Annotated in this window: 17 protein-coding genes and 1 rRNA gene; 6 read left to right on the plus strand and 12 right to left on the minus strand. The window is 67.0% G+C overall.

The window, feature by feature from the left end; all coding sequences use genetic code 11:
* The 8 genes from ACFWO8_RS22250 to ACFWO8_RS22285 form a co-directional block, all read right to left on the minus strand.
* Positions 1 to 289 (minus strand): 16S ribosomal RNA (locus ACFWO8_RS22250); the annotation flags it as partial.
* Between the two features lie 546 nt (positions 290 to 835).
* Entirely contained in the window at positions 836 to 2122 is a 1287-nt protein-coding gene (gene tyrS / locus ACFWO8_RS22255) for a tyrosine--tRNA ligase (protein WP_378954998.1), read from the minus strand.
* A 28-nt stretch (positions 2123 to 2150) separates the two neighbouring features.
* Positions 2151 to 2999 (minus strand): alpha/beta fold hydrolase, encoded by an 849-nt coding sequence (locus ACFWO8_RS22260; protein WP_378955015.1) that lies wholly within the window; start codon positions 2997 to 2999, stop codon positions 2151 to 2153.
* Positions 3000 to 3199: 200 nt separating this feature from the next.
* On the minus strand, positions 3200 to 3625 hold the full coding sequence (locus tag ACFWO8_RS22265) for a DoxX family protein (protein ID WP_378955031.1): 426 nt from the start codon (positions 3623 to 3625) through the stop codon (positions 3200 to 3202).
* Between the two features lie 74 nt (positions 3626 to 3699).
* Complete coding sequence (locus ACFWO8_RS22270) at positions 3700 to 4350, minus strand: DNA-3-methyladenine glycosylase (protein ID WP_378955037.1); 651 nt, start codon at positions 4348 to 4350, stop codon at positions 3700 to 3702.
* 59 nt (positions 4351 to 4409) lie between these two features.
* Entirely contained in the window at positions 4410 to 4766 is a 357-nt protein-coding gene (locus tag ACFWO8_RS22275; protein ID WP_378955046.1) for a DUF4377 domain-containing protein, read from the minus strand.
* A gap of 71 nt (positions 4767 to 4837) precedes the next feature.
* Entirely contained in the window at positions 4838 to 5716 is an 879-nt protein-coding gene (locus ACFWO8_RS22280) for an RNA polymerase sigma-70 factor (RefSeq protein ID WP_378955055.1), read from the minus strand.
* A 91-nt stretch (positions 5717 to 5807) separates the two neighbouring features.
* Positions 5808 to 6986: an NAD(P)/FAD-dependent oxidoreductase gene (locus ACFWO8_RS22285; RefSeq protein ID WP_378955062.1), complete on the minus strand. Its 1179-nt coding sequence runs from the start codon at positions 6984 to 6986 to the stop codon at positions 5808 to 5810.
* A gap of 187 nt (positions 6987 to 7173) precedes the next feature.
* Here ACFWO8_RS22285 and ACFWO8_RS22290 point away from each other — a divergent pair, with 187 nt between their 5' ends.
* From ACFWO8_RS22290 to ACFWO8_RS22305, 4 genes are all read left to right on the plus strand, one after another.
* On the plus strand, positions 7174 to 8688 hold the full coding sequence (locus tag ACFWO8_RS22290) for a multicopper oxidase family protein (protein WP_378955070.1): 1515 nt from the start codon (positions 7174 to 7176) through the stop codon (positions 8686 to 8688).
* A 73-nt stretch (positions 8689 to 8761) separates the two neighbouring features.
* On the plus strand, positions 8762 to 9496 hold the full coding sequence (locus tag ACFWO8_RS22295) for an ABC transporter ATP-binding protein (RefSeq protein ID WP_378955088.1): 735 nt from the start codon (positions 8762 to 8764) through the stop codon (positions 9494 to 9496).
* The gene (locus ACFWO8_RS22300) at positions 9493 to 10254 is read left to right on the plus strand and encodes an ABC transporter permease (protein ID WP_378955116.1); all 762 of its coding nucleotides are present in this window, start codon (positions 9493 to 9495) and stop codon (positions 10252 to 10254) included. The genes ACFWO8_RS22295 and ACFWO8_RS22300 overlap by 4 nt, the downstream gene beginning before the upstream one ends.
* 29 nt (positions 10255 to 10283) lie before the next feature.
* Positions 10284 to 10919, plus strand: coding sequence for a TetR family transcriptional regulator (locus tag ACFWO8_RS22305; RefSeq protein WP_378955146.1), 636 nt, complete (start codon positions 10284 to 10286; stop codon positions 10917 to 10919).
* A 122-nt stretch (positions 10920 to 11041) separates the two neighbouring features.
* Here ACFWO8_RS22305 and ACFWO8_RS22310 read toward each other — a convergent pair whose 3' ends face one another.
* From ACFWO8_RS22310 to ACFWO8_RS22320, 3 genes are read right to left on the minus strand one after another with little or no spacing between them, the layout of a single operon-like run.
* Positions 11042 to 11266 carry a Trm112 family protein gene (locus ACFWO8_RS22310; RefSeq protein WP_266287518.1) on the minus strand — a complete coding sequence of 75 codons (225 nt, stop codon included), beginning with the start codon at positions 11264 to 11266 and terminating at the stop codon, positions 11042 to 11044.
* A 9-nt stretch (positions 11267 to 11275) separates the two neighbouring features.
* The gene (locus ACFWO8_RS22315; protein ID WP_378955173.1) at positions 11276 to 11713 is read right to left on the minus strand and encodes a GtrA family protein; all 438 of its coding nucleotides are present in this window, start codon (positions 11711 to 11713) and stop codon (positions 11276 to 11278) included.
* A complete protein-coding gene (locus ACFWO8_RS22320; protein WP_378955186.1) occupies positions 11710 to 13950 on the minus strand; it encodes a hypothetical protein in 2241 nt (746 codons plus the stop codon). Before ACFWO8_RS22320 ends, ACFWO8_RS22315 begins: the two co-directional genes overlap by 4 nt.
* A gap of 221 nt (positions 13951 to 14171) precedes the next feature.
* Between ACFWO8_RS22320 and ACFWO8_RS22325 the strand changes: the two genes are divergently transcribed.
* Positions 14172 to 15212 (plus strand): glycosyltransferase, encoded by a 1041-nt coding sequence (locus ACFWO8_RS22325; protein ID WP_378957510.1) that lies wholly within the window; start codon positions 14172 to 14174, stop codon positions 15210 to 15212.
* Positions 15209 to 16345 (plus strand): dTDP-4-amino-4,6-dideoxygalactose transaminase, encoded by a 1137-nt coding sequence (gene rffA / locus ACFWO8_RS22330; RefSeq protein WP_378955199.1) that lies wholly within the window; start codon positions 15209 to 15211, stop codon positions 16343 to 16345. Before ACFWO8_RS22325 ends, rffA begins: the two co-directional genes overlap by 4 nt.
* Before the next feature lie 138 nt (positions 16346 to 16483).
* On the opposite strand, the gene ACFWO8_RS22335 is transcribed toward rffA, so the two are convergent.
* Entirely contained in the window at positions 16484 to 19441 is a 2958-nt protein-coding gene (locus ACFWO8_RS22335; RefSeq protein ID WP_378955212.1) for an AMP-binding protein, read from the minus strand.
* Positions 19442 to 19484 lie beyond the last annotated feature (43 nt).

Genomic DNA, 19484 nt, shown 5'->3' on the forward strand with positions numbered 1-19484 from the left:
CAGGTCGGCTACCCGTCGTCGCCTTGGTAGGCCGTTACCCCACCAACAAGCTGATAGGCCGCGGGCCCATCCTGTACCGATAAATCTTTCCACCCTCCACCATGCAGTAGAGGGTCATATCCGGTATTAGACCCAGTTTCCCAGGCTTATCCCGAAGTACAGGGCAGATCACCCACGTGTTACTCACCCGTTCGCCGCTCGTGTACCCCGAAGGGCCTTACCGCTCGACTTGCATGTGTTAAGCACGCCGCCAGCGTTCGTCCTGAGCCAGGATCAAACTCTCCGTTGAAGACTCTCAACCAACCCCGAAGGGTCAATCAGAATAATCTAAAGACTAGAGTCCGAAAACCTAGCAAAGCCAAACACCAGCAAAAAGATTCGCTGTTGTTTATGTCCAACCTCCCACGACCGGGGGGTACGCGAAGGTTGGAACCAATATAAATATTGGCACTGACATTCATCGACACACTATTGAGTTCTCAAAGAACACACGCACAACCAGAATGACCGGATCGTTCCGGATCTCCTGAAGGGCAACTGTTCCAGCCTAACCTTGCATCCAGACGAAGTCAATCGTAAGCCTGGTCACAAGATCTTCAGCTCCGTCAGGCGCTTCCCCGTACTACCGCGTTTTCCCTGAGCCCGCCAGCCTCTCGGGCTAGCGTCTCGGCTCCGGGTTGGTGTCCGTGTCGCTCTGACTTCCAATAAGTTACGCGCCGGATAACGCCGCGTCAAATCGCCTGGACAACACCGGATCTCCGCAGGTCACGGCGGTGCGTTCAGCCGAAGCGGCTGCCTGAATCACACGGATGTGATTCAGGCCTCCGCAACGACGTCAGGCTATCCGATGCACGCCCGCCATGTTCTTCTTTCCGCGCCGCAGCACCAGCCACTCACCGTGCAGGTAGTCGGCATCGGACGGAGTCCAATCGACGTCGCTGACCCGCTGGTTGTTCACCGACGCGCCGCCTTCGTTGACTGCCCGACGCGCCGCGCCCTTGCTTTCGCACAAACCCGACGCGACGAGCAGGTCGACGATCGTGTTCGGTTCACCCGGCACGACCTCGGCGACCTTGCCGTCGACCGCGGCTTCGCGCAGCGCGGCGCCGAGCGTGGACAGCGGAAGTTCGCCGAGCTCACCGCGACCGAACAGGGCATGGCTGGCCAGTTCCGCCGCGCGGGTCTCGGCCTCGCCGTGCACCAGCGTGGTCATCTCCGCCGCCAGCCGCTTCTGGGCCTCGCGGGCGAACGGACGTTCCGCCGTCGCCTGCTCGAGTTCGTCGAGTTCCTCGCGGCTGAGGAAGGTGAACCAGCGCAGGTAGCGCACGACATCGGCGTCGGCGGTGTTCACGAAGTACTGGTACCAGGCGTAAGGGCTGGTCAGTTCGGGGTCGAGCCACAGGCTGCCGCCGCCGGTGGACTTGCCGAACTTCTTGCCGTCGGCCGAGGTCACCAGCGGCACGGTGAGCGCGTGCACATGCGCGCCGTCGACCCGCCGGTTCAGTTCGACGCCGGCGATGATGTTGCCCCACTGATCGGAGCCACCGACCTGCAGCGTGCAGCCGTGCTCGCGCCGCAACTGCAGGTAGTCGTTGGCCTGCAGCAGCATGTAGCTGAACTCCGTGTAGGAGATACCGTCGCCTTCGAGCCGCCGTTTGACGGTGTCGCGGGCGAGCATGACGTTCACCGAGAAGTGCTTACCGATATCGCGCAGGAAGTCCACGGTCGACAGCGGGCCGGTCCAGTCCATGTTGTTGACGATGACCGCGCCGGTCGGCGAATCGTCGAGGTCGACGAAACGCTCGAGCTGGCCGCGGATGCGCTGCGCCCACTCGGCGACGGTGTCGGTCGAGTTCATGGTGCGTTCGCCCACGTCACGCGGGTCGCCGATCATTCCGGTCGCGCCGCCGGCGAGCACGATCGGCCGATGCCCGGCCAGCTGGAAGCGCTTGAGCGCGAGCAGCGGGACGAGGTGGCCGGCGTGCAGGCTGGCGGCGGTCGGGTCGAAGCCGGCATAGAGCGTCAGGGGCGCGGCGGCCGCGGCGGCGCGCAGCTCGTCCAGGTCGGTGGACTGCGCGATCAGGCCGCGCCAGGTCAGTTCGTCGAAGATGTCGCCGGTCACGCTGACCCATCTTTCCGCATGCGGTTCCTCAGTCGCGTGCGCGGGTGATCCAGGCGAGCAGATCGGCTTCGACCTCGTCGCGATTGGTTTCGTTCAGGACCTCGTGGCGGGCGTCCGCGTAGACCGCGTAGGTGATGTCGTCCAGGCCCGCGTCGCGGTAGCGCCGCACGAGCAGGTCGGACAGGCGGAGCTTGTCGTTGAGCGGGTCCTTGTCACCGACCATCACATAGATCGGCAGGTCGGAGCGCACGGTGCTCGGATCGGACAGGCGGGTCTGGGCGTTGGCGGCGAGTAGGCCCATGTTGGCGTCGTCGATGGCGAAACCACACCAGGGGTCGGCGTTGTAGGCGTCTACCTGGGCTTCGTCGCGGCTGATCCAGTCGGCGTCGGTGCGGGTGGGCTGGAATTGGGCGTTGAAGAAGCCGGTCAGGTCACCGCCGGCGGCCGCGATCTCGCCGAACAGGCCGTCGACGGCGGTCGTGCCGCTCAGGACGACCTCGTCGACGAGGTCGGAACGGTCGAGCAGGTACTGCTGCACGGCGAAGGAACCGAGGCTGTGGCCGATCAGGGTGACGGGGAGGCCGGGATGACGTTCGCGCAGGATCTCGGTGAGCGCGACCTCGTCGGCGACGAGCAGGTTCCAGCCGTCGGGGCCGAGGTCGCCCGGTACTTGCCCCATGGTGAGGCCGTGTCCACGGTGGTCGTCGGCATAGACGGCGAAACCGAGGCCCGAAAGCCGTTCGGCGAGATGGCCGTAGCGGTCGGAATGTTCGCCCATCCCGTGCGCGATCTGCACGACACCGCGGGGCTCGGTCTCCGTGGGGAGCCAGCTCCGCACGTGGATCGCGGTGCCGTCGCTACTGGGAAAGGTGAACACGGGCGCTCCTGCTCGTACGGTCTTTTCGATGTGGCTTCGATCGTCGCACCCCCGAGGATTTCGCCATATTGGATTCACAGACGAGATCAGGGCGGTGATCTTGGCTCTGCGGCCGAACCCGCATCGACCGAATACCTCGACACGCCGATGATCGCCGGAACCCCCGGGCTCCGGCGATCATCGGCGTGCCGAGTCGCGGTTCATCCCACCAGCGCGGTGATGGTGGCGCGGCGTTCGTAGGCGATCCAGGCGAAGATCGCGGCCAGTACCAGCGGGAAGATCGCCATCGCGGGCTTGTCGGCGATGAAGGCCTGTGTCGCGGCGGCGAGCACGGTGAGCACGGAAAGGCCTACCGCCGCAAGGCCGCTGAGCCGCGGCACCATCAGGCCGATACCGCCCGCCACCTCGACAACTCCGATGAAGATGAGCAGCCCGATAGGGATGGTCAGGTTCTCGGGGGCGTTGTCCATCAGAGTGTTCGGGATGACGAGTTTCGGGCCGCCCGAAGCGATCACGAAGAAGAGGCCGAGCACGATCTGCAGGGTCCACAGGACCCGGTTGCGGATCTTGCCGGGGCGGTAGGTGGCGGCATCGGAGAAGTTCGCGGAGGGGGTCGCAGTGGTCATTGTCTCGTCCTTCGAGTCGGTCGCGCCGGGTTGGTAGCGCGTTCAACAGATAGGACGGACCGTCGCCCGCAAACTCATCGCTGTCGGCGAAGTCTTTCGGCACCGCTGCTCGGCCCGAACGCACGTGGGCTACGCCGATAGACCGAGACGGCGGGCGAGGCCGGTAGCCAGAAGCGCCAGGGGATCTCGGCGGCGACGCTGACGCCCACCCTCGGGCCGGAGGCGATATCGGATTGCGGCACAGCTGGTTTCAGTTCCAGGTGCAGCGCGGAGAACGGATCGAACAGCTCGGTGCCATAGTCGGACATGCTGATGCCGAGCGCGCTGCCGACATTGCCCGGCCCTCGCGCCAGATCGGCGTCCTTGCGGGCGGCGGGCCTACGTTCGCGTGCGATGTCGACGCCCCCGACCACTTCGGCCGCACGCACGAGTACCGCACCGGCCACACCGTCGTAGCCGACGGTCACATTCACACACAGGTGAATTCCGTACGAGCGATAGACGTAGAGCCGCCCGGCCGGGCCGAACATCACCGCGTTGCGGGCGGTCGGCCCCGGCCAGGAGTGCGCGGCGGGGTCGGGCCACGGTCCGGCGGGATCGCTGCCGTAGGCCTCGACCTCCACGATCCGCAGGGCGACCGAACCCGACGTCAGGATGGCGCCGAGCAGTCGGTGCGCGGCGGTGGGCGGATCGACTGCCAGTTCCTGGGCGGACACAACCATCATTGTCGTCCGGGCCCGGTGGCCCGACGCTGCCGGGTCAGGCGCTGTGCAGGCCTCGTGTTTCAGTCCGGGGTCTTGGCCTCGACCTCGATCAGGTCGTATCGGAGCGACGAGTGGTCGGCGGGTGGATTCTCGACCGGATCGACCCTGACCAGCAGTTCGTAGGTGTAGCCGGGTTCGTAGGTGAATCCGGTGATGCCGTCGTAGAACAATTGCCACGGCTCATCAGGGGAATAGCGGACCTGCATGCACCGCATGGGTGCGACGCCATGGCAGTCGACCTGCTCGGCGGCGACGAACATCCGGACGGTGTCCCGCTGCTCGGTGGTCGCGGCATCATCGCTGGTGTCCGCGCAGCCCAGGATGCCGAAGCCGGTCGCGAGCACCATGGTGGCGATCAGGGTCGGTCGTCGAGCCATGGTGTCGTCCTCCGGCTGTCGGGTGTCCAGGAAGGGTAGCTGATACGTAACCGGTCGGGGCGGAGGATTCGTCAGCCGAGCAGGTCGGTGCCGCGGTACAGACCGGCCAGCTTGCCGGGGTTGACCTGGAATCGCAGGTTCTGGATGTGTCCGTCGACGAGGTCGAAAGTGAATGCGGCGCCGGGGTTTCCGGCGAAGGACGCCAGGGCGCCGAGCTCGCCGTTGATGTCGGCCGCGGTGAGTTCGAAGCCCGCGGACGACGGTTTGGCGAGGACGCCGAGAATCCAGCGAGCGACGTGGTCGGGGCCGTACAGGGGTCGGCGCGCGGCGGTGACCACGCCGCCACCATCGGACCAGCACGTGACATCGGGGGCGAGCAGATCCATCAGGGCATTGAGGTCACCGCCCGCGCAGGCGGCCATGAATTGTGCGGTGACCTGGGCGCGAGCGGCCTTGTCGGCATCGAATCGGGGGCGGCGGGATTGGACGTGGTTCTTCGCGCGGTGCGCGATCTGGCGCACACCCGCCTCGGGACGGTCGAGGGCGTCAGCGATTTCGGCGTGCGAGTAGCCGAACACTTCGCGCAGCAGGAACACGGCGCGTTCGACGGGGGTGAGGGTTTCCAGCACGACGAGCATGGCGGTGGAGACGGTGTCGGCCAATTCGGTGTCCTCGGCGATATCGGGCGAAGTCAGTACCGGCTCGGGAAGCCAAGGGCCGACATAGCTTTCGCGGGTCGCGCGGGCGGAGGTGAGCCGGTTGAGCGAGAGATTGGTGACGGTGCGGACCAGATATGCCTTGGGGTGGGTGACCGTGGCGTGGTCGGTGTCGTTCCACTTGAGCCAGGTGTCCTGCAGGATGTCCTCGGCGTCGGTGACCGTACCGAGCATGCGGTAGGCCGTCGCGAACAGCAGGCGGCGGTGTTCGAGGAACGGATCCTGATCGGACATAGGTCCTACCATCTCGCACGCTCCGTCACTGTGGCGAATCAGCGGGCGCCGATGGCTGACCGACGCCCGATCGGCGACGGCGGCAGGTCCCTCACGCAATGGCGCGAGTTACCTTGCCGCCCTTGGACAATTGCACGTTCATGGTCATCTTCTTACTGGCCTTGAACGTCGGAACGGGGCTGCCGCTGACCATCTCCTTGTAGGTGCGCGCGGTCCAGCCGGTGAGGTAGAGGCGGCGCGGGGTGTCGTCGGCGTTGGTGAACTGGATGACCGCGTCGCGACGGCCGAGGCTGACAGGCTGATGGAAGTAGCCGAAACGGAACGGCCGCGTCTTCTTGCCGCGCAGTTCGGCGGCGATCACGTCGGCGGTGTAGGCGGCGGTGGGCATGCCGCTCTGGCAAGTGCCGTGCACCTGCCCCCATGCCTGACGAACGGCGGCCGCGTCACCGATCGCGTGAATCGTGGGGTGCGACACCGACTTCAGCGTCGGGTCGACGACGATGAGGCCGCGCGCGTCGGTCTCGATACCCGCCTCGGCCGCCAGCGGCGAGACCCGGACCCCGGTGGTCCACAGGGTGAGATCGGCGCCGATCACCGTGCCGTTGGCGAGCTCGACCGCGTCGGGCTGCACTTTCGCGACGCGTACGCCGATCTCCCGGACGATGCCGAGCCGGTCCAGCGCCTTGTTCAGGTGCGCGCGAGCCTTGTCGCCCATCATCGCGCCCGGCTCGCCCGAGCTGATCAGGGTGACGCGCAGGCCGGGGTGGCTTTCCGCGATCTCGGTGGCGGCTTCGATGCCGGTGAGGCCGCCACCGCAGACGGCGACAGAGGCGCCCTGGGTCGTGAGAGTGGCCAGCTTGCCTGCGAATTCGTGGGCGCGACGGGGGTTGTCGAGGGTGAAGGCGTGTTCGGCGACGCCGGGCACCACGGTCGTCTCGGCGGTGCTGCCGAGGGCGTAGATCAGCTCGTCGTATGCGAGCTTGCCCGCACTGTCGACGTGGACGCACTGGCCGGTGGGGTCGATGGCGGTGACCCAACCCTGGACGAACTCGATGCCGGTGCCATCGAGGATTTCCGGGATGTCGTGGTGGGCGAGTTCCTGACCCGCGGCGATCTGGTGCATCCGCAGCCGCTCGGTGAAGCGGGCCGACGGGTTGACCAGGGTGATCGCGACATCCAGTTTCCGCGTGCGCCGGGCCAGGCGGATCGCGGCCAGCATGCCGGTGTAGCCGGCGCCGAGGACGACGATGCGGTGCGTGGTGGTGGTCATTGCGGTGCTCCTTGTCGGTGGGGTGTTCATGGGACAAAGCAGCCCGCCGGAACGTGACAACCCTTCATTGTGATCCACATCACATAGCCTGACCTGCGGGAAACCCTGAACACCTCGGTGAGGAATCAGGGACGAACCCGGGATGCACCCCGATGTGGCGCCACGTTTACGTCCCTACCGTCGATGCATGGCTTCTCCCCCACGTCGGCTACGCCGAATCCTGCTCGGCGCGTGCGCCCTCGTCGTCACCCTGCTCACCGCGATCGGCGCCGGGGTGGCGTGGACGTGGTCCGGGGCCAGCGTATCCACAGTCGGCACAACGGAATTCACTCAGCCGCTGCACATTCCGCCGCTGGCCGATTCGACGGTCGATTCCGCCGGAACACGGGTGTTCTCGCTCGATATGCGCACGGGGACAACCGCGTTCGAACCCGGACGGGAGACCGAGACCTGGGGTTTCAACGGTAGCTATCTCGGCCCGACCCTGCGTGCGGCCCGTGGCGAACGGGTGCGCGTCCAGGTGCGCAACCAGTTACCCGAAGCATCGACGGTGCACTGGCACGGCATGCATCTGCCTGCCGCCATGGACGGCGGGCCACACCAGATGGTCGATCCGGGCGCGTCGTGGACACCGGAATGGACTGTGGCCCAACCGGCTTCGACGCTCTGGTATCACCCACACCCACACGGCGCGACCGAGGACCACGTGCGCCGTGGCCTGGCGGGGATGTTCCTGATCGATGACGCGCCGAGTGCCGAACTGCCGCTGCCGAACACCTACGGTGTCGACGACATCCCGGTGATCGTGCAGGACATGCGACTGCGCGGAAACCGCCTCGACGGCGCGCACGCGATCTTCCGCGATACCGGATTCCTCGGTGATCGCACCATGGTCAACGGCACGCTCGCGCCCTACCAGGAGGTCGGCGACGAACTGGTGCGGCTGCGCCTGCTCAATGCGTCGACCGCGCGGATCTACACCTTCGCCTTCGACGATGCCCGCCCGTTCGCGATGATCGGTTCCGACGGTGGCCTGCTCGAACGCCCGACCACCCTGGATCGCATCCAGCTCTCACCTGGCGAGCGCGCCGAGATCGTGGTGCGGATGCGGCCCGGTGAGCGCACCGTTCTCCGCAGCGAGAAGCTCGAGGCGGGCCTGGACTTCTGGTCGAACCGGTTCTCGGGCGGTGACGACAGGTTCGATGTCCTCGAACTGCGCGCCGCGTCCATTTTGCGGCCCTCTCCCGCGCTGCCGGAAACCCTTGTGCCGCCGTCGATTCCCGATGGCACGGACTCGGTCGTACAACGCCGCTTCGATCTGAGCCTGGCCGGTATCAACGGCGAGCGCATGGACATGAGCCGCATCGACACGACCGTCACCCGGGGCACCACCGAGACCTGGGTCGTGCACAACATCGACGGCATGCCGCACAACTTTCACGTCCACGATGTGCAGTTCCGGGTGCTCGACTACGACGGGGCCCCACCCCCACCCGAGCTGGCCGGCGCCAAGGACACCATCTTCCTACCGCCGAATACGGCGGCCACCCTGGTCCTGCGCTTCGACGGGCCTGCCGATCCGACGACACCGTACATGTACCACTGCCACCTGCTGTGGCACGAGGATGTCGGGATGATGGGCCAGTTCACCGTCGTCGAACCAGGTCAGCAGGCTGCGACACCCCCTGGACACGCCCACTGACGCTTGCCACATCGACACCATCGCGCTAAATTCATCACATAGTGAATTCAACACTCGATGAATTGAGGCGACCATGTCGCACACCGCACCGCCACCGATCGCCGTTCAGGTCGCGGACCTGACCGTCAAGCGCGGAAAACGCGCTGTCCTGCGCGGCCTGACCATGGACATCCCGCGCGGCTCGATCACCGGCCTACTCGGCCCGTCGGGCTGCGGGAAGACCACCCTGCTACGCAGCATCGTGGGAACGCAGCTGGTGGAGTCGGGCACCGTCATCGTGCTCGGGGAGCCGGCGGGGAGCGCCGGATTGCGCCGCCGGGTCGGCTACGTCACCCAGGCGCCGAGCATCTACGCCGACATCAGCGTCCGCGACAATGTGGCCTACTACGCCGCGCTCTACGGTCGCGACCGGGACGACACCGAATCCGCGCTCGTCGCAGTCGGTTTGGCCGATCACGCCGATCAGCTCGGCGATCAGCTCTCGGGTGGGCAGAAGACCAGGGCGTCGCTGGCGTGCGCGCTGGTCGGCAAGCCCGAACTGCTGGTGCTCGACGAACCGACGGTCGGCCTCGATCCGGTGTTGCGGGTGGAATTGTGGAAGCAGTTCCGCGAATTGGCCGCGGCGGGAACGACTTTGCTGGTGTCGAGTCATGTGATGGACGAAGCCGACCATTGCGACAAGCTGCTGCTGATGCGCGACGGCGAACTGCTCGCCCAGGTCAGCCCCGACGAACTGCGCGAGCGTACCGACGAACAGAACCTCGAGGCCGCTTTCCTGACCTTGATCACGATGGGAGAGCACCCATGACCACCCTGCGCCCCTACACCGCCACCACCGGCCGAATCCTGCGGCAACTGCGCAACGATCACCGCACCGTGGCGATGATCCTGGTTGTCCCCGCCCTGCTCATGACCTTGCTGTACTTCATCTATCAGGACGCACCGCGTCCGCCGCATTCTCCGCTCACACTGTTCGACCGGGTCGGCATCACCATGCTCGGGATCCTGCCGTTCATCGTGATGTTCCTGATCACCGCGATCGCGATGCAGCGTGAACGCACATCGGGAACCCTCGAACGGCTGCTCACCACTCCGCTGAGCAAGCTCGACCTGCTCGCCGGGTACGGCAGCGCGTTCTCCCTCGCCGCCGCCGCGCAGGCCGCCGTCGCCAGCGTGGTCGCGTTCTGGCTGCTCGGATTGACCGCCGCGGGCAATCCCGGCTGGGTCCTGCTGATCGCGATGGTCGACGCGGTGTGCGGCGTCGGACTCGGCCTGCTGGCGAGCGCCTTCGCGCGCACCGAGTTCCAGGCCGTGCAGTTCATGCCGGTGATCGTCGCACCGCAGATCTTCCTGTGCGGCCTGCTGGTCCCGCGCGACCAGCTACCCGGCTGGCTGGAGGCGATCAGCAATGTGATGCCGTTGAGTTACGCGGTGGACGCGCTACAGCAGGTGTCGGTCCATGCGGAGCCGACGGGCGCGATGTGGCGCGATATCGCCGTCGTCGCCGGGTTCGCGGTGGTGGCGCTCGGCCTCGCCGCGGCTACTCTGCGTCGACGCACCCCGTAGCGAGCAAAGCCCCGATGAGAGGATCCATGATGAGTGACGGCGAATCCAGTTCCGGCACAGCGAAATCCGGGCGGACCGGGCGCAGGCCGGGCAACGCCGACACCAAGATGGCGATTCTCGACGCGGCGCGGGTGCGGTTCGCGGGCGCTGGGTTCGACAAGACGTCGATCCGCGCGATCGCGGCCGATGCCGATGTCGACCCGGCGCTGGTGCACCACTATTTCGGCAACAAGCAGCAACTGTTCGCCGCGGTGGTGGACTTCCCGGTCGACCCGGACACGACGCTGCGCGCGGTCGACGCCGCACCGATCGAAGAGCTCGGACACACCATCGTGCGCGCGGTCGTCACGGTGTGGGACTCCCCGGCCGGACCCGGCATCGTGGCCATGGTGCGCAGTATTTTCGCGGGCGGCGATCAGAATCTCGCGCGCTCGTTCCTGCTCCAGGTGGTGCTGGAACGGGTCCGCGTGCGCATCGCGACCCCGGATGACGACGGACGGGCCAGGGTCTCACTGGCCGCGGCCCAGATGGTGGGGGTGTTGACCGCCCGCAAGATCATCGCGCTGGAACCACTGGCCTCGATGCCGATCGATGCCGTGGTCGAGGCCGTCGGCCCGGCCGTCCAGCGCTACCTGACGGGCGATATCACCACCGGCAGTTGGTGATCGAACGCGAACTCACCCGTACGACGGCCGGTGGCACATCGCGCGGGATGGGCGTCGAGTCAGCACCTCCGCATGCACCAACTCCGATTCCGGAGGAATGCGGAAGCTACCGGGTGTGCCGGTCAGGATTCGGCGACGAAGAATTCGTGTTCGGCGTCGGTGACGTCGCGGGCCTCGTCGATCAGCAGCACCGGGATGCCGTTGTCGATCGGGTAGGCGCGCCGCAGACGGGGGTTGTAGAGCACACTCACATCGGCTTCGGTGCGCACCAGTTGCAGCGGGCCCTTGTCCTGGGGGCAGGCCAGCAGGCCGAGCAGGGTTGCGTCGATGGTGGATTCGTGCGCCATGTCCCTAACCTACCGCGCCCGGCGAAACGAGATGTAGCGGTGTCCGAAGAAGCTGAGCACCGCGACCAAACCCATAACGATCACCGAGGCGGGCGCGGCGGGGAAGCCGAGAACGGTGACCGCGAGTTCCACCAGGATCACATTGAGCACCAAGCCACTCGCGTTCACGCCGCAGAAGGCGAGGATGTCGCGGACCAGGTGGCCGTGTACCCGGAACACCAGCGTCCGATGCAGGACGAACGCGACGAACGTGCTGATCCCGTAGGCGGCGATGACGGCCAACCCCGGCCTGTCGTCGCCGAAAACGTGCAGCCAGAACACCGCGAGGGCCATGCCCAACAGCGTGTTGAAGCCGCCGACGATCGCGAACGCCAGCTCCTGGCGTTTCACGATCCGCAGCAGCGGACCCGGTGTCTCGAGCACGCCGCCCGCGGCCTCGATCGTCATCGCACCGCGTCCGCGAGCGCGGTGTCGTCATCCGCGATCGACTCCGCCGCCGGGGCGTCCAGTTCCTCGTCGTCAGGCTTGCGTCCGCGCACATACAGCCACTGGAACACGGCGAGACCGAGCAGTCCGAGGCCGATCGCGGCGCCGCCGATCTTCCAGCCCGGCGGACGCCAGGTCAGCTCGAGATCGCCGTTGCGCGTCCCCGCCGGAATATCGACGGCGACGAAACTCTTCGCGACAACCTTGAACGGGATGTCCTTGCCGTCGAGGCTCACCCGGTAACCCGGCCAGCCCAGGCGCGCGAACACCACACGGCCGCCGGTCTCGGAGCTCACGGTGACCCGGCTCGTCGTATCGCTTTCCGACGCCGAGACCGCGGTGGCGTTCTCGACCGCCGAGATCCGGCCGTTGCGGGTGGAGATCAGGCCGTCCTCGCGTTCGAGGACCGAGATGTAGTTCTCGTGGCCGGGGTAGTCGACCCACTTCCAACCGGACGGAGCGGGCTCGGTGCGGGCGGCCGGGTAGAGCGCGCGTTGCAGTACCACCCGGTCGATGTTCATCAGATCGACAACGGTCTTGCCCGTCGACGGCTCGACCGCGAACGCGCGGCGGTAGGCGTCGGGGCACACGCTGGTGTCCCAGCGCATGCAGAGCATGTCACCGAACCAGAAATGGCCGTTCGGGGTGTAGCCGCTCACGTAGGTGCGTTCGATGTCCTTGGCGTAGTTGCCGAACACCAGCGAGCCGTAGGCGCCGTCGAGTGTGCGCTCCCCCGGCTGGATCAGTGCGCGATCACCGAGCTGCAGCGTGGTCCCCGCGAATTCGGGGAACGCCGCGCGCGCCGCGGCTCGATCGCTGGGCAGATTCCAGCTCATCGGCGTCGGCTGCGCCCGTTCCACCTGGACATAGGCGATCGGGGACACCGCGATGATCGCCAGCGCGACCGCCGCCGAGATCCCCTTGTTCACCGCCAGCCACACCATCGCGGCGCCGAGCGCGGCGATGGCCAGTGCGGCGATCACATGCGCGATCCAGTTGTGCGGGTCGGCGGAGAACGACCGCACCCACAGCAGTCCGATCAGCACCGCGGCCGCGGTCCCCCGCGCACGCCAGTCCTTGAAGGTCGCGAACCGTCCGAGCAGCACGCACACCAGCAGCAGCAGACCCAGCGCCACCATCGGCAGCACCCGGGCGGGCCAGCGCAGCGGGCCGATCGTGCCGGGACCGGCAGTCCACATCAGCGCCGCGATCGCGAACAGCCCGATGCCGCTGAGCTCGCGCCAGGCCGCGCGCGCCTTGCCCCAGTCGATGAACGCCAGCGCCGGAATCAGGAACCAGGCGATGTAGACCACCGGCAGCGGCTGGACGTAACCCCACCACGAGGTGAAGGCGGGCAGAGTCGAGGGCAAGCTCGCGTTCAGCGATTCCGACCACGGCACAGTGAGGAACTGGTCGTTGTTGATCTGGGCGGTGCCACGCCAGGTCACCTTCGCCGACAGCATGCTCGGCAGATACGTCGCCGCGCCCGCTAGCGCCGCAAGCCCCGCCACCGTCAGCAGTCTCAGCGATGGACGCCAGGTCCGCTGGTAGATCAGCTCACCGACCGCGACCGCGCCGATCATCAGACCGGCTTCGACCGCCGGGAAGATGTACTGCACCGAGATGGCCAGGTAGAGGTACACAAATACCGGGATCGGGCCGCCGTGACCGCGCGAGTACCGCACCCCAGAAGCCCACGCGTGCACCATCCACGCGGTGCCGGTGAAGGCGGTCATCCAGCTGGCCTCGTCGAAGAACAGCAGCCATCCGGTGAACGAGATCGAAACACCGGTCAGCGCCGCCCACTGCACGCGCGAGCCGTAGGCCAGGCAGATCCGGTAGACGCCGAGGCCGAGGATGATCGCGAAGATCAGCTTCACCACGGTCGCGTACAGCACCAGATTGTCGACCGAGGGCGCGATCAGATCGATCAGCAGCTGCGGCGGATTCAGCAGGCCCGCTTCCTCGATCGCGTAGTTTCCGGCCATCCAGTGCTCGGGCACCATCACCGGCAGATCACCATTGCGGAGCCGGTTTCCGAGCATCACCCACAGCGGGACGTACTGGGATTCGGTGTCGTCGGTATAGAAATGCCGAACGTTGGCGAGGAGAACCGCACCATAGCCCGCGATCACTCCGAGGGCGGTGATCAAGCCCCAGATGTAGACGGAACGACGGGACGGGGTTCTACTTTCCACCACGAGGACCAGACCCTACAGGCACACGCCCGAACAAGCACCGCCGCACAGCGGATCGGCTACCGCCGACCTGTCACGCCCCGGTGTTAAAGTGCGCACACTGTTGGGTCAATTCCTCCGAAACACCGAAAGTGTCCGCGATGCCGATTCCGTCCGCACCCTTGTCCAGGCCCGGCGCTGTGGTGCGTGCGGGCGCGCCCGATCGCAACGGGTCGAGTCCGGTGCACTCGGTGTCGGTGGTCGTTCCGGTGTATCGGGGTGAGGACACGATCGCCGCGCTGGTCGCCGAGTTGGACCGGCTCACTGGCCCGAGCACGACGGCAGCGGGCGCCCGGTTCGCCGTCGAGGAGGTCATCCTCGTTCACGACAACGGTCCCGACCGCTCCGATGTCGTCCTCCAGGAACTCGAGGGCTCCTTCCCGCAGGTGCGCGCGGTCTGGTTGAGCCGCAATTTCGGTCAGGACGCGGCGACGATCGCCGGTATGGCGGCGGCGCAGGGCGACTGGATCGTCACGATGGACGAAGACGGTCAGCACGACCCCGCGTTCATCGCCGACTTCCTCGACGCGGCGCTGGCCTCGCGCGCTGACCTGGTCTATTCGAAACCGTCCAACACCCGCCCGCACGGCTTCCTGCGCAATCTCACCTCGCGCGGCGCCAAAGTCGTCCTCGCGACGGTGTTCGCGTTCCCCGATTCGACACGCTTCGAGAGCTTCCGGCTGATCCGCGGTGACATCGGCCGCCAGCTCGCCGAGGTCGCGGCCAACGGTGTGTACCTCGACGTGGCACTCACCTGGGTCGTCGGCAATACGGTGTCGGTGCCGGTGGTGCTGCGCGCCGAGGGCCGTGAGGAGTCCGGCTACAACTATCGCCGGCTGTTCTCGCTGTTCTGGAAGATGGTGCTGTGCAGCGGCACTCGTGGCCTGCGGCTGGTGAGCATGCTCGGCATCACGCTGGCGCTGGCCGGGGTGATCATGGCCGCGGTGGTCATCGTGCAGGCCCTCACGCAGGACAATCACGATCCCGAGGGCTGGGCGTCGATCATCGTCGTGATGCTGCTGTGCTCGGGCGCGATGCTGTTCTCGCTCGGACTGATCGCCGAGTATCTCGGTGTCGCGCTGCACATCCTGGTCGGCAAGCCGCTCTACCTGACCGTGCAGACCCCCACACCGCGCCCGGATACGATGCATGCGCCGGCCGTGAACCATCTAGTCGACGCCGCGGTACCGGCAGCCGCGACGGAGAAGGGCCACCGCGAGTGAGCGACCGCATCATCTTCAGCAGGCCGTTCCGCGCCGCCGCTGAACGCCCCAATCTGATGACCGTGCTCGATTCCGATCACAGTCATGGCGACGGTCAATTCACCAAGTCGGCGACCGCGAAGATCAAAGCCATCACCGGCGCCGAGCACGCGCTGCTCACCACGTCGTGCACGCACGCACTCGAATTGGGCGCGCTGCTGCTCGAGCTGGGCCCCGATGACGAGGTGATCGTCCCCAGTTTCGCCTTCACCTCCGCGGCCACCTCGATGGCATTGCGCGGGTCCACCTGTGTGTTCGTCGACATCGACGAGGCCACCGGCAATATCGACCCCGCCGCCGCGGCCGCCGCGATCACCGACCGCACCAAGGCCATCGTGGTGATGCACTACGGCGGTGTCGCCGCCGACATGGAACCGCTGCTCGCGCTGGCTGCTGCGCACGGTGTGGCGATCATCGAGGACAACGCGCACGGCCTCGGTGGCACCTGGCGTGGCAGGCAGCTCGGCACGATCGGCACCCTCGGCACGCAGAGTTTCCACGACACCAAGAACGTGCACTGCGGTGAGGGTGGCGCGCTGTTGCTGTCGGACGAGATCCTGATGGGTCGCGCCGAGATCATGCGGGAGAAGGGCACCGACCGCGCTCGCTTCCTGCGCGGTCAGGTCGACAAGTACTCCTGGCAGGACATCGGTTCGAGCTACCTGCCCAGCGAACTCAACGCCGCCGTGCTCGACGCCCAGCTGGCCGAGTTCGACACCATCCAGGCCAACCGCCACCGGGTGTGGAACACCTACGCGGCCGCGCTGCCCGACTGGGCGAGGCGAAACGACGTGCGCCCGATGACGGTGCCCGCCGACGCGGGCCACACCGCGCACCTGTTCTTTTTGCGCATGCCCACCGAGGACAGCCGCGACGGCATCATCGCCCATCTCGCCGAACACGGCATCGTCGCGCCGTTCCACTACATTCCGCTGGATTCGAGCCCAGCGGGCCTCAAGTACGGCCGCACCCCGGTGCCGTGCACGCGCTCGGCGAATTTCTCGGCGACGATCGTGCGTCTGCCGCTGTGGCCGTTGCTCAGTGCGGGTCAGCTGGACCGCGTCATCGACGCGGTCACCGAATACCAGGTGTAGCGGTCGCTGTCGCGCTGCCGATCGAGGATCGCTGCGTTCTGGATACTCACACACGAAGGCCGCCCGGTTTCTGCCGGGCGGCCTTCGTCGTGAGATCGCCAGGGCCGTGGCGAGGCTGTGCCTGCCGCGGCCGACGGGTCAGCTTCCGCCGAACAGTGTTGCCGCCGCGGCGTCGGTGAGCGCTTCGTAGACCTCGGTTTCCCGGTTGTAGATCCAGGTGCCCGGTCCGGCCTTGGGCAGACCGGCGGCCTGCACTGCCGACGCCGAGGGGCGGAAGCTGGAACTGCGGGGGATCTCGTCGACGACGTAGACCAGATCGGGGCGCTGACCGTGCTCCAGCCCGCGCATCGCCTCGGTGACATCGCCCGGTTCGATCCGGAAACCGTGGCGCACGCTCAGCGCTGCCGCCGCGATCGTGCCCGCCGAGGTCTTCAGCCCGAACGCGACCTCCATGTCGACCGGCGTGATGTCATTGAGCACGTCCACGATCGGCTGGGTGAACACCGGCCCGCGCGCGGTGTGGATCACCGTGTCGCGACGGTCGACCAGCCAGTAGTCACCGTCGCTGTCGCGCCGGAACAGGTTCTCCGTCGGCCACCAGGCGTCACCGGCCTGGAATACACCGCGCAGTCCACCGTCGGAGATGTCACCACCGTCGACGGCCTTGCCGAGCAGCAGGCCGGGTTCGTTGTCGGCGCAGCGGCGCGCGAATCCGTCGTCGCCGACGAGGATCTGCTCGCTGACCGGGTCGTAGGCGACCAGTTCCACCCGCGCGGTGCCGGGCACCGGCCTGCCCTTCGAGCCGATCTTCGCGCCGGTGACATTCGCCAGCACCACATCACCGTCGATCGAGGCGTAGAACTCCAGCACACTGGCCGGGACGAACTGTTCGACCGTGCGCCGCCAGAGTCCAGCGGGCATACCGGATCCGATGAACAGCCGGATCGGGTGGTTATGGCCGGCCGGGAAGACCTGGGCGTCGAGCAGATCGCGCAGCATCGTCCAGGTGTAGGTGACGACGGTGACGCCGTAGCGGTGCACCTCTTCGGCGAAGCGGCCCGGGTCCATGCCCATCGGCCTGGCCAGCGCGATCCGGCTGCCACCGGCGATCGCCCCACCGAGGCTCACCAGCAGCCCTGACGAATGATGCAGTGGTGCAAGGCAGTACACGGTGTCGCGCCGGTCGAGATCGGCCGCGCTCGCGGTGCCGAACGCCGACAGCGCCCAGCGATGGTTGGTGATGTACTTCGCCTCCAGGCGGTCGCCGGAGCCGAGCACGAGCACGAACGCGAGTTCGCGCGCCAGACCTGGGTTCGGCCGGTACCAGGCGGGCACCCTGACCTTCACCGGGTCGATCTGCTCGAGGTCGATCACCCGGTCGCTGGTCGCCACCGCGAGCGAACGACTGTCGCCGCCGCCGAGCACGAGCACCCTGGCGGCGGTCGCCGCGGCGGTGCGCAGGTTCTCCGGGTCGGTGATCAACGTCTGCACGCCGGTCAGCTCGATGGCCCGGTCGAGTTCGGCACCCGGTGCGAGCAGCACCGCGACGGCACCGATGCGGGAGAGCGCGGCGACCGAGGCCAGCGCGCTCGGACGCGTCTCCATCATGATGCCGACGCGCATCGCGGGCCGGATCCCGACGGAGATCAGGCCGCGCACCACGTTGTCGACGCGCGCCTCGACGGCGGCATTGGTGTGCACCCGGTCGTCGAAGAGGACCAGGTCCTTCTGCGGCGCACGGCTCGCGTGCTCGCTGAGCAGTTTGCCGAGCGAGATGCGGGTGTGCGGCTGGATCATCCCGAGCCGCGTCAGCCGGGGCAGCGCCCGCGCGGCCTCCCCCGCCATTTCGAGCGAACCGCGAATCGTGTTGCCCGCGATACCTTCCAGTGCTTTGCCGACGCCCGCGCCCGCCTCGGCCAGACCGGCGGCGGTGTGCACCATCCGGGTGGCGGCGGTGCGCGGCGCGTTGCTCGCGACGTGTTCCTGCATGGGCACGATCTGCTCGGGCAGGGTGCCGTTGCCGTCCATCCACGCGATCCAGTCGCACACCATCGGCCAGGTGTGGTTGGTGGCTGTCGAACCGGCGACGAGCCCGAAATGCCCTGCCACCAAACTGGCTTCGTACACCTCGGCGTTGGGGGCGGCCCGCACGATGCCACGCACCGCGGCGGGCTGACCGATGTCGTCGACCTCGCCGACGAACGCCAGGATCGGGCACTTCAGCTCCGCGAGCGATACCGGGTGATCACGAATCACGAAGCCGCCGAGCATCATCCGGTTGTGGGCGACGAACTGCTTGAGCAGATCGGCCACCGCCGGGCCCGAATACCCCACCCAGCCATCGCTGTTGAGGAAGCGGCGCTGACGTTCCTTGGGCAGCAACGCTTCCCGGTCGTGCAGCTGCCGAAGGAAGTCGATCCGCGACTTGGCCGTCTTCACCGGGTCGAGCATTTGGAAGCCGATGCGCACCATCGACTCGGTGATCGGCAGCCGGTGCATCACATGGTCGGCCAGGAAGTCGGCGACCTCGGAGACCAGACCGTAGGGCAGGCCGAACGGCATACCGTTGACGATGTCGACGGGACTGCCGAAGGTGACGATCGAGGCCACGCCCTTGCCGTAGCGGTAGGCGGTGGTCTGGTAGGCGAACATGCCGCCCTGGGAGTACCCCATCAAGTGCAGCTGCGCGCCGGTGGCCTCACAGACGGTGTCGATGGCGGAGTTCACCGCGAGCACGTGGTCGGCCAGGTCGCGTTCCCAGCCGCCCTCCTCCGTCGCGGGCGAGCCGAAATCGATGACCCAGCAGTCGATTCCGCTGGCGTGCAGGATGCCGACCGCGCCGCCTGCCGCATTGACGTCCCAGATGTCGGCGTTCACCATCAACGGCGGCACGAGCAGCGCCACCGGACGGCCGGGCGTCGTATCGTCGGGGAAATAGTGCCGCAATCGATACATGCGTCGACGCTCGACGACCTCGAAGGGCGAGGACTCGACATCGTGTGACAACCCGCCGAAGCGGATCACCTCCAGCCCGTTCTGCGCGGTAGCCAGCAACCGCTGCACCGAACCGACCACACCTTTTGGACTGATATCCACCGTTCCCACCTGGCCCTACCTGCTTAAAGTGACACACCTCACA

The sequence above is a fragment of the Nocardia sp. NPDC058480 genome (assembly GCF_042720495.1).
Lineage (GTDB): Bacteria > Actinomycetota > Actinomycetes > Mycobacteriales > Mycobacteriaceae > Nocardia.

Excerpts from the sequence above, each read along its gene's own strand:
- ACFWO8_RS22265 (WP_378955031.1), bottom strand. The coding sequence starts at position 3,625 with ATGACCACTGCGACCCCCTCCGCGAACTTCTCCGATGCCGCCACCTAC.
- ACFWO8_RS22270 (WP_378955037.1), bottom strand. The coding sequence starts at position 4,350 with ATGATGGTTGTGTCCGCCCAGGAACTGGCAGTCGATCCGCCCACCGCC.
- ACFWO8_RS22275 (WP_378955046.1), bottom strand. The coding sequence starts at position 4,766 with ATGGCTCGACGACCGACCCTGATCGCCACCATGGTGCTCGCGACCGGC.
- ACFWO8_RS22280 (WP_378955055.1), bottom strand. The coding sequence starts at position 5,716 with ATGTCCGATCAGGATCCGTTCCTCGAACACCGCCGCCTGCTGTTCGCG.
- ACFWO8_RS22285 (WP_378955062.1), bottom strand. The coding sequence starts at position 6,986 with ATGACCACCACCACGCACCGCATCGTCGTCCTCGGCGCCGGCTACACC.
- ACFWO8_RS22290 (WP_378955070.1), top strand. The coding sequence starts at position 7,174 with ATGGCTTCTCCCCCACGTCGGCTACGCCGAATCCTGCTCGGCGCGTGC.
- ACFWO8_RS22295 (WP_378955088.1), top strand. The coding sequence starts at position 8,762 with ATGTCGCACACCGCACCGCCACCGATCGCCGTTCAGGTCGCGGACCTG.
- ACFWO8_RS22300 (WP_378955116.1), top strand. The coding sequence starts at position 9,493 with ATGACCACCCTGCGCCCCTACACCGCCACCACCGGCCGAATCCTGCGG.
- ACFWO8_RS22305 (WP_378955146.1), top strand. The coding sequence starts at position 10,284 with ATGAGTGACGGCGAATCCAGTTCCGGCACAGCGAAATCCGGGCGGACC.
- ACFWO8_RS22310 (WP_266287518.1), bottom strand. The coding sequence starts at position 11,266 with ATGGCGCACGAATCCACCATCGACGCAACCCTGCTCGGCCTGCTGGCC.
- ACFWO8_RS22315 (WP_378955173.1), bottom strand. The coding sequence starts at position 11,713 with ATGACGATCGAGGCCGCGGGCGGCGTGCTCGAGACACCGGGTCCGCTG.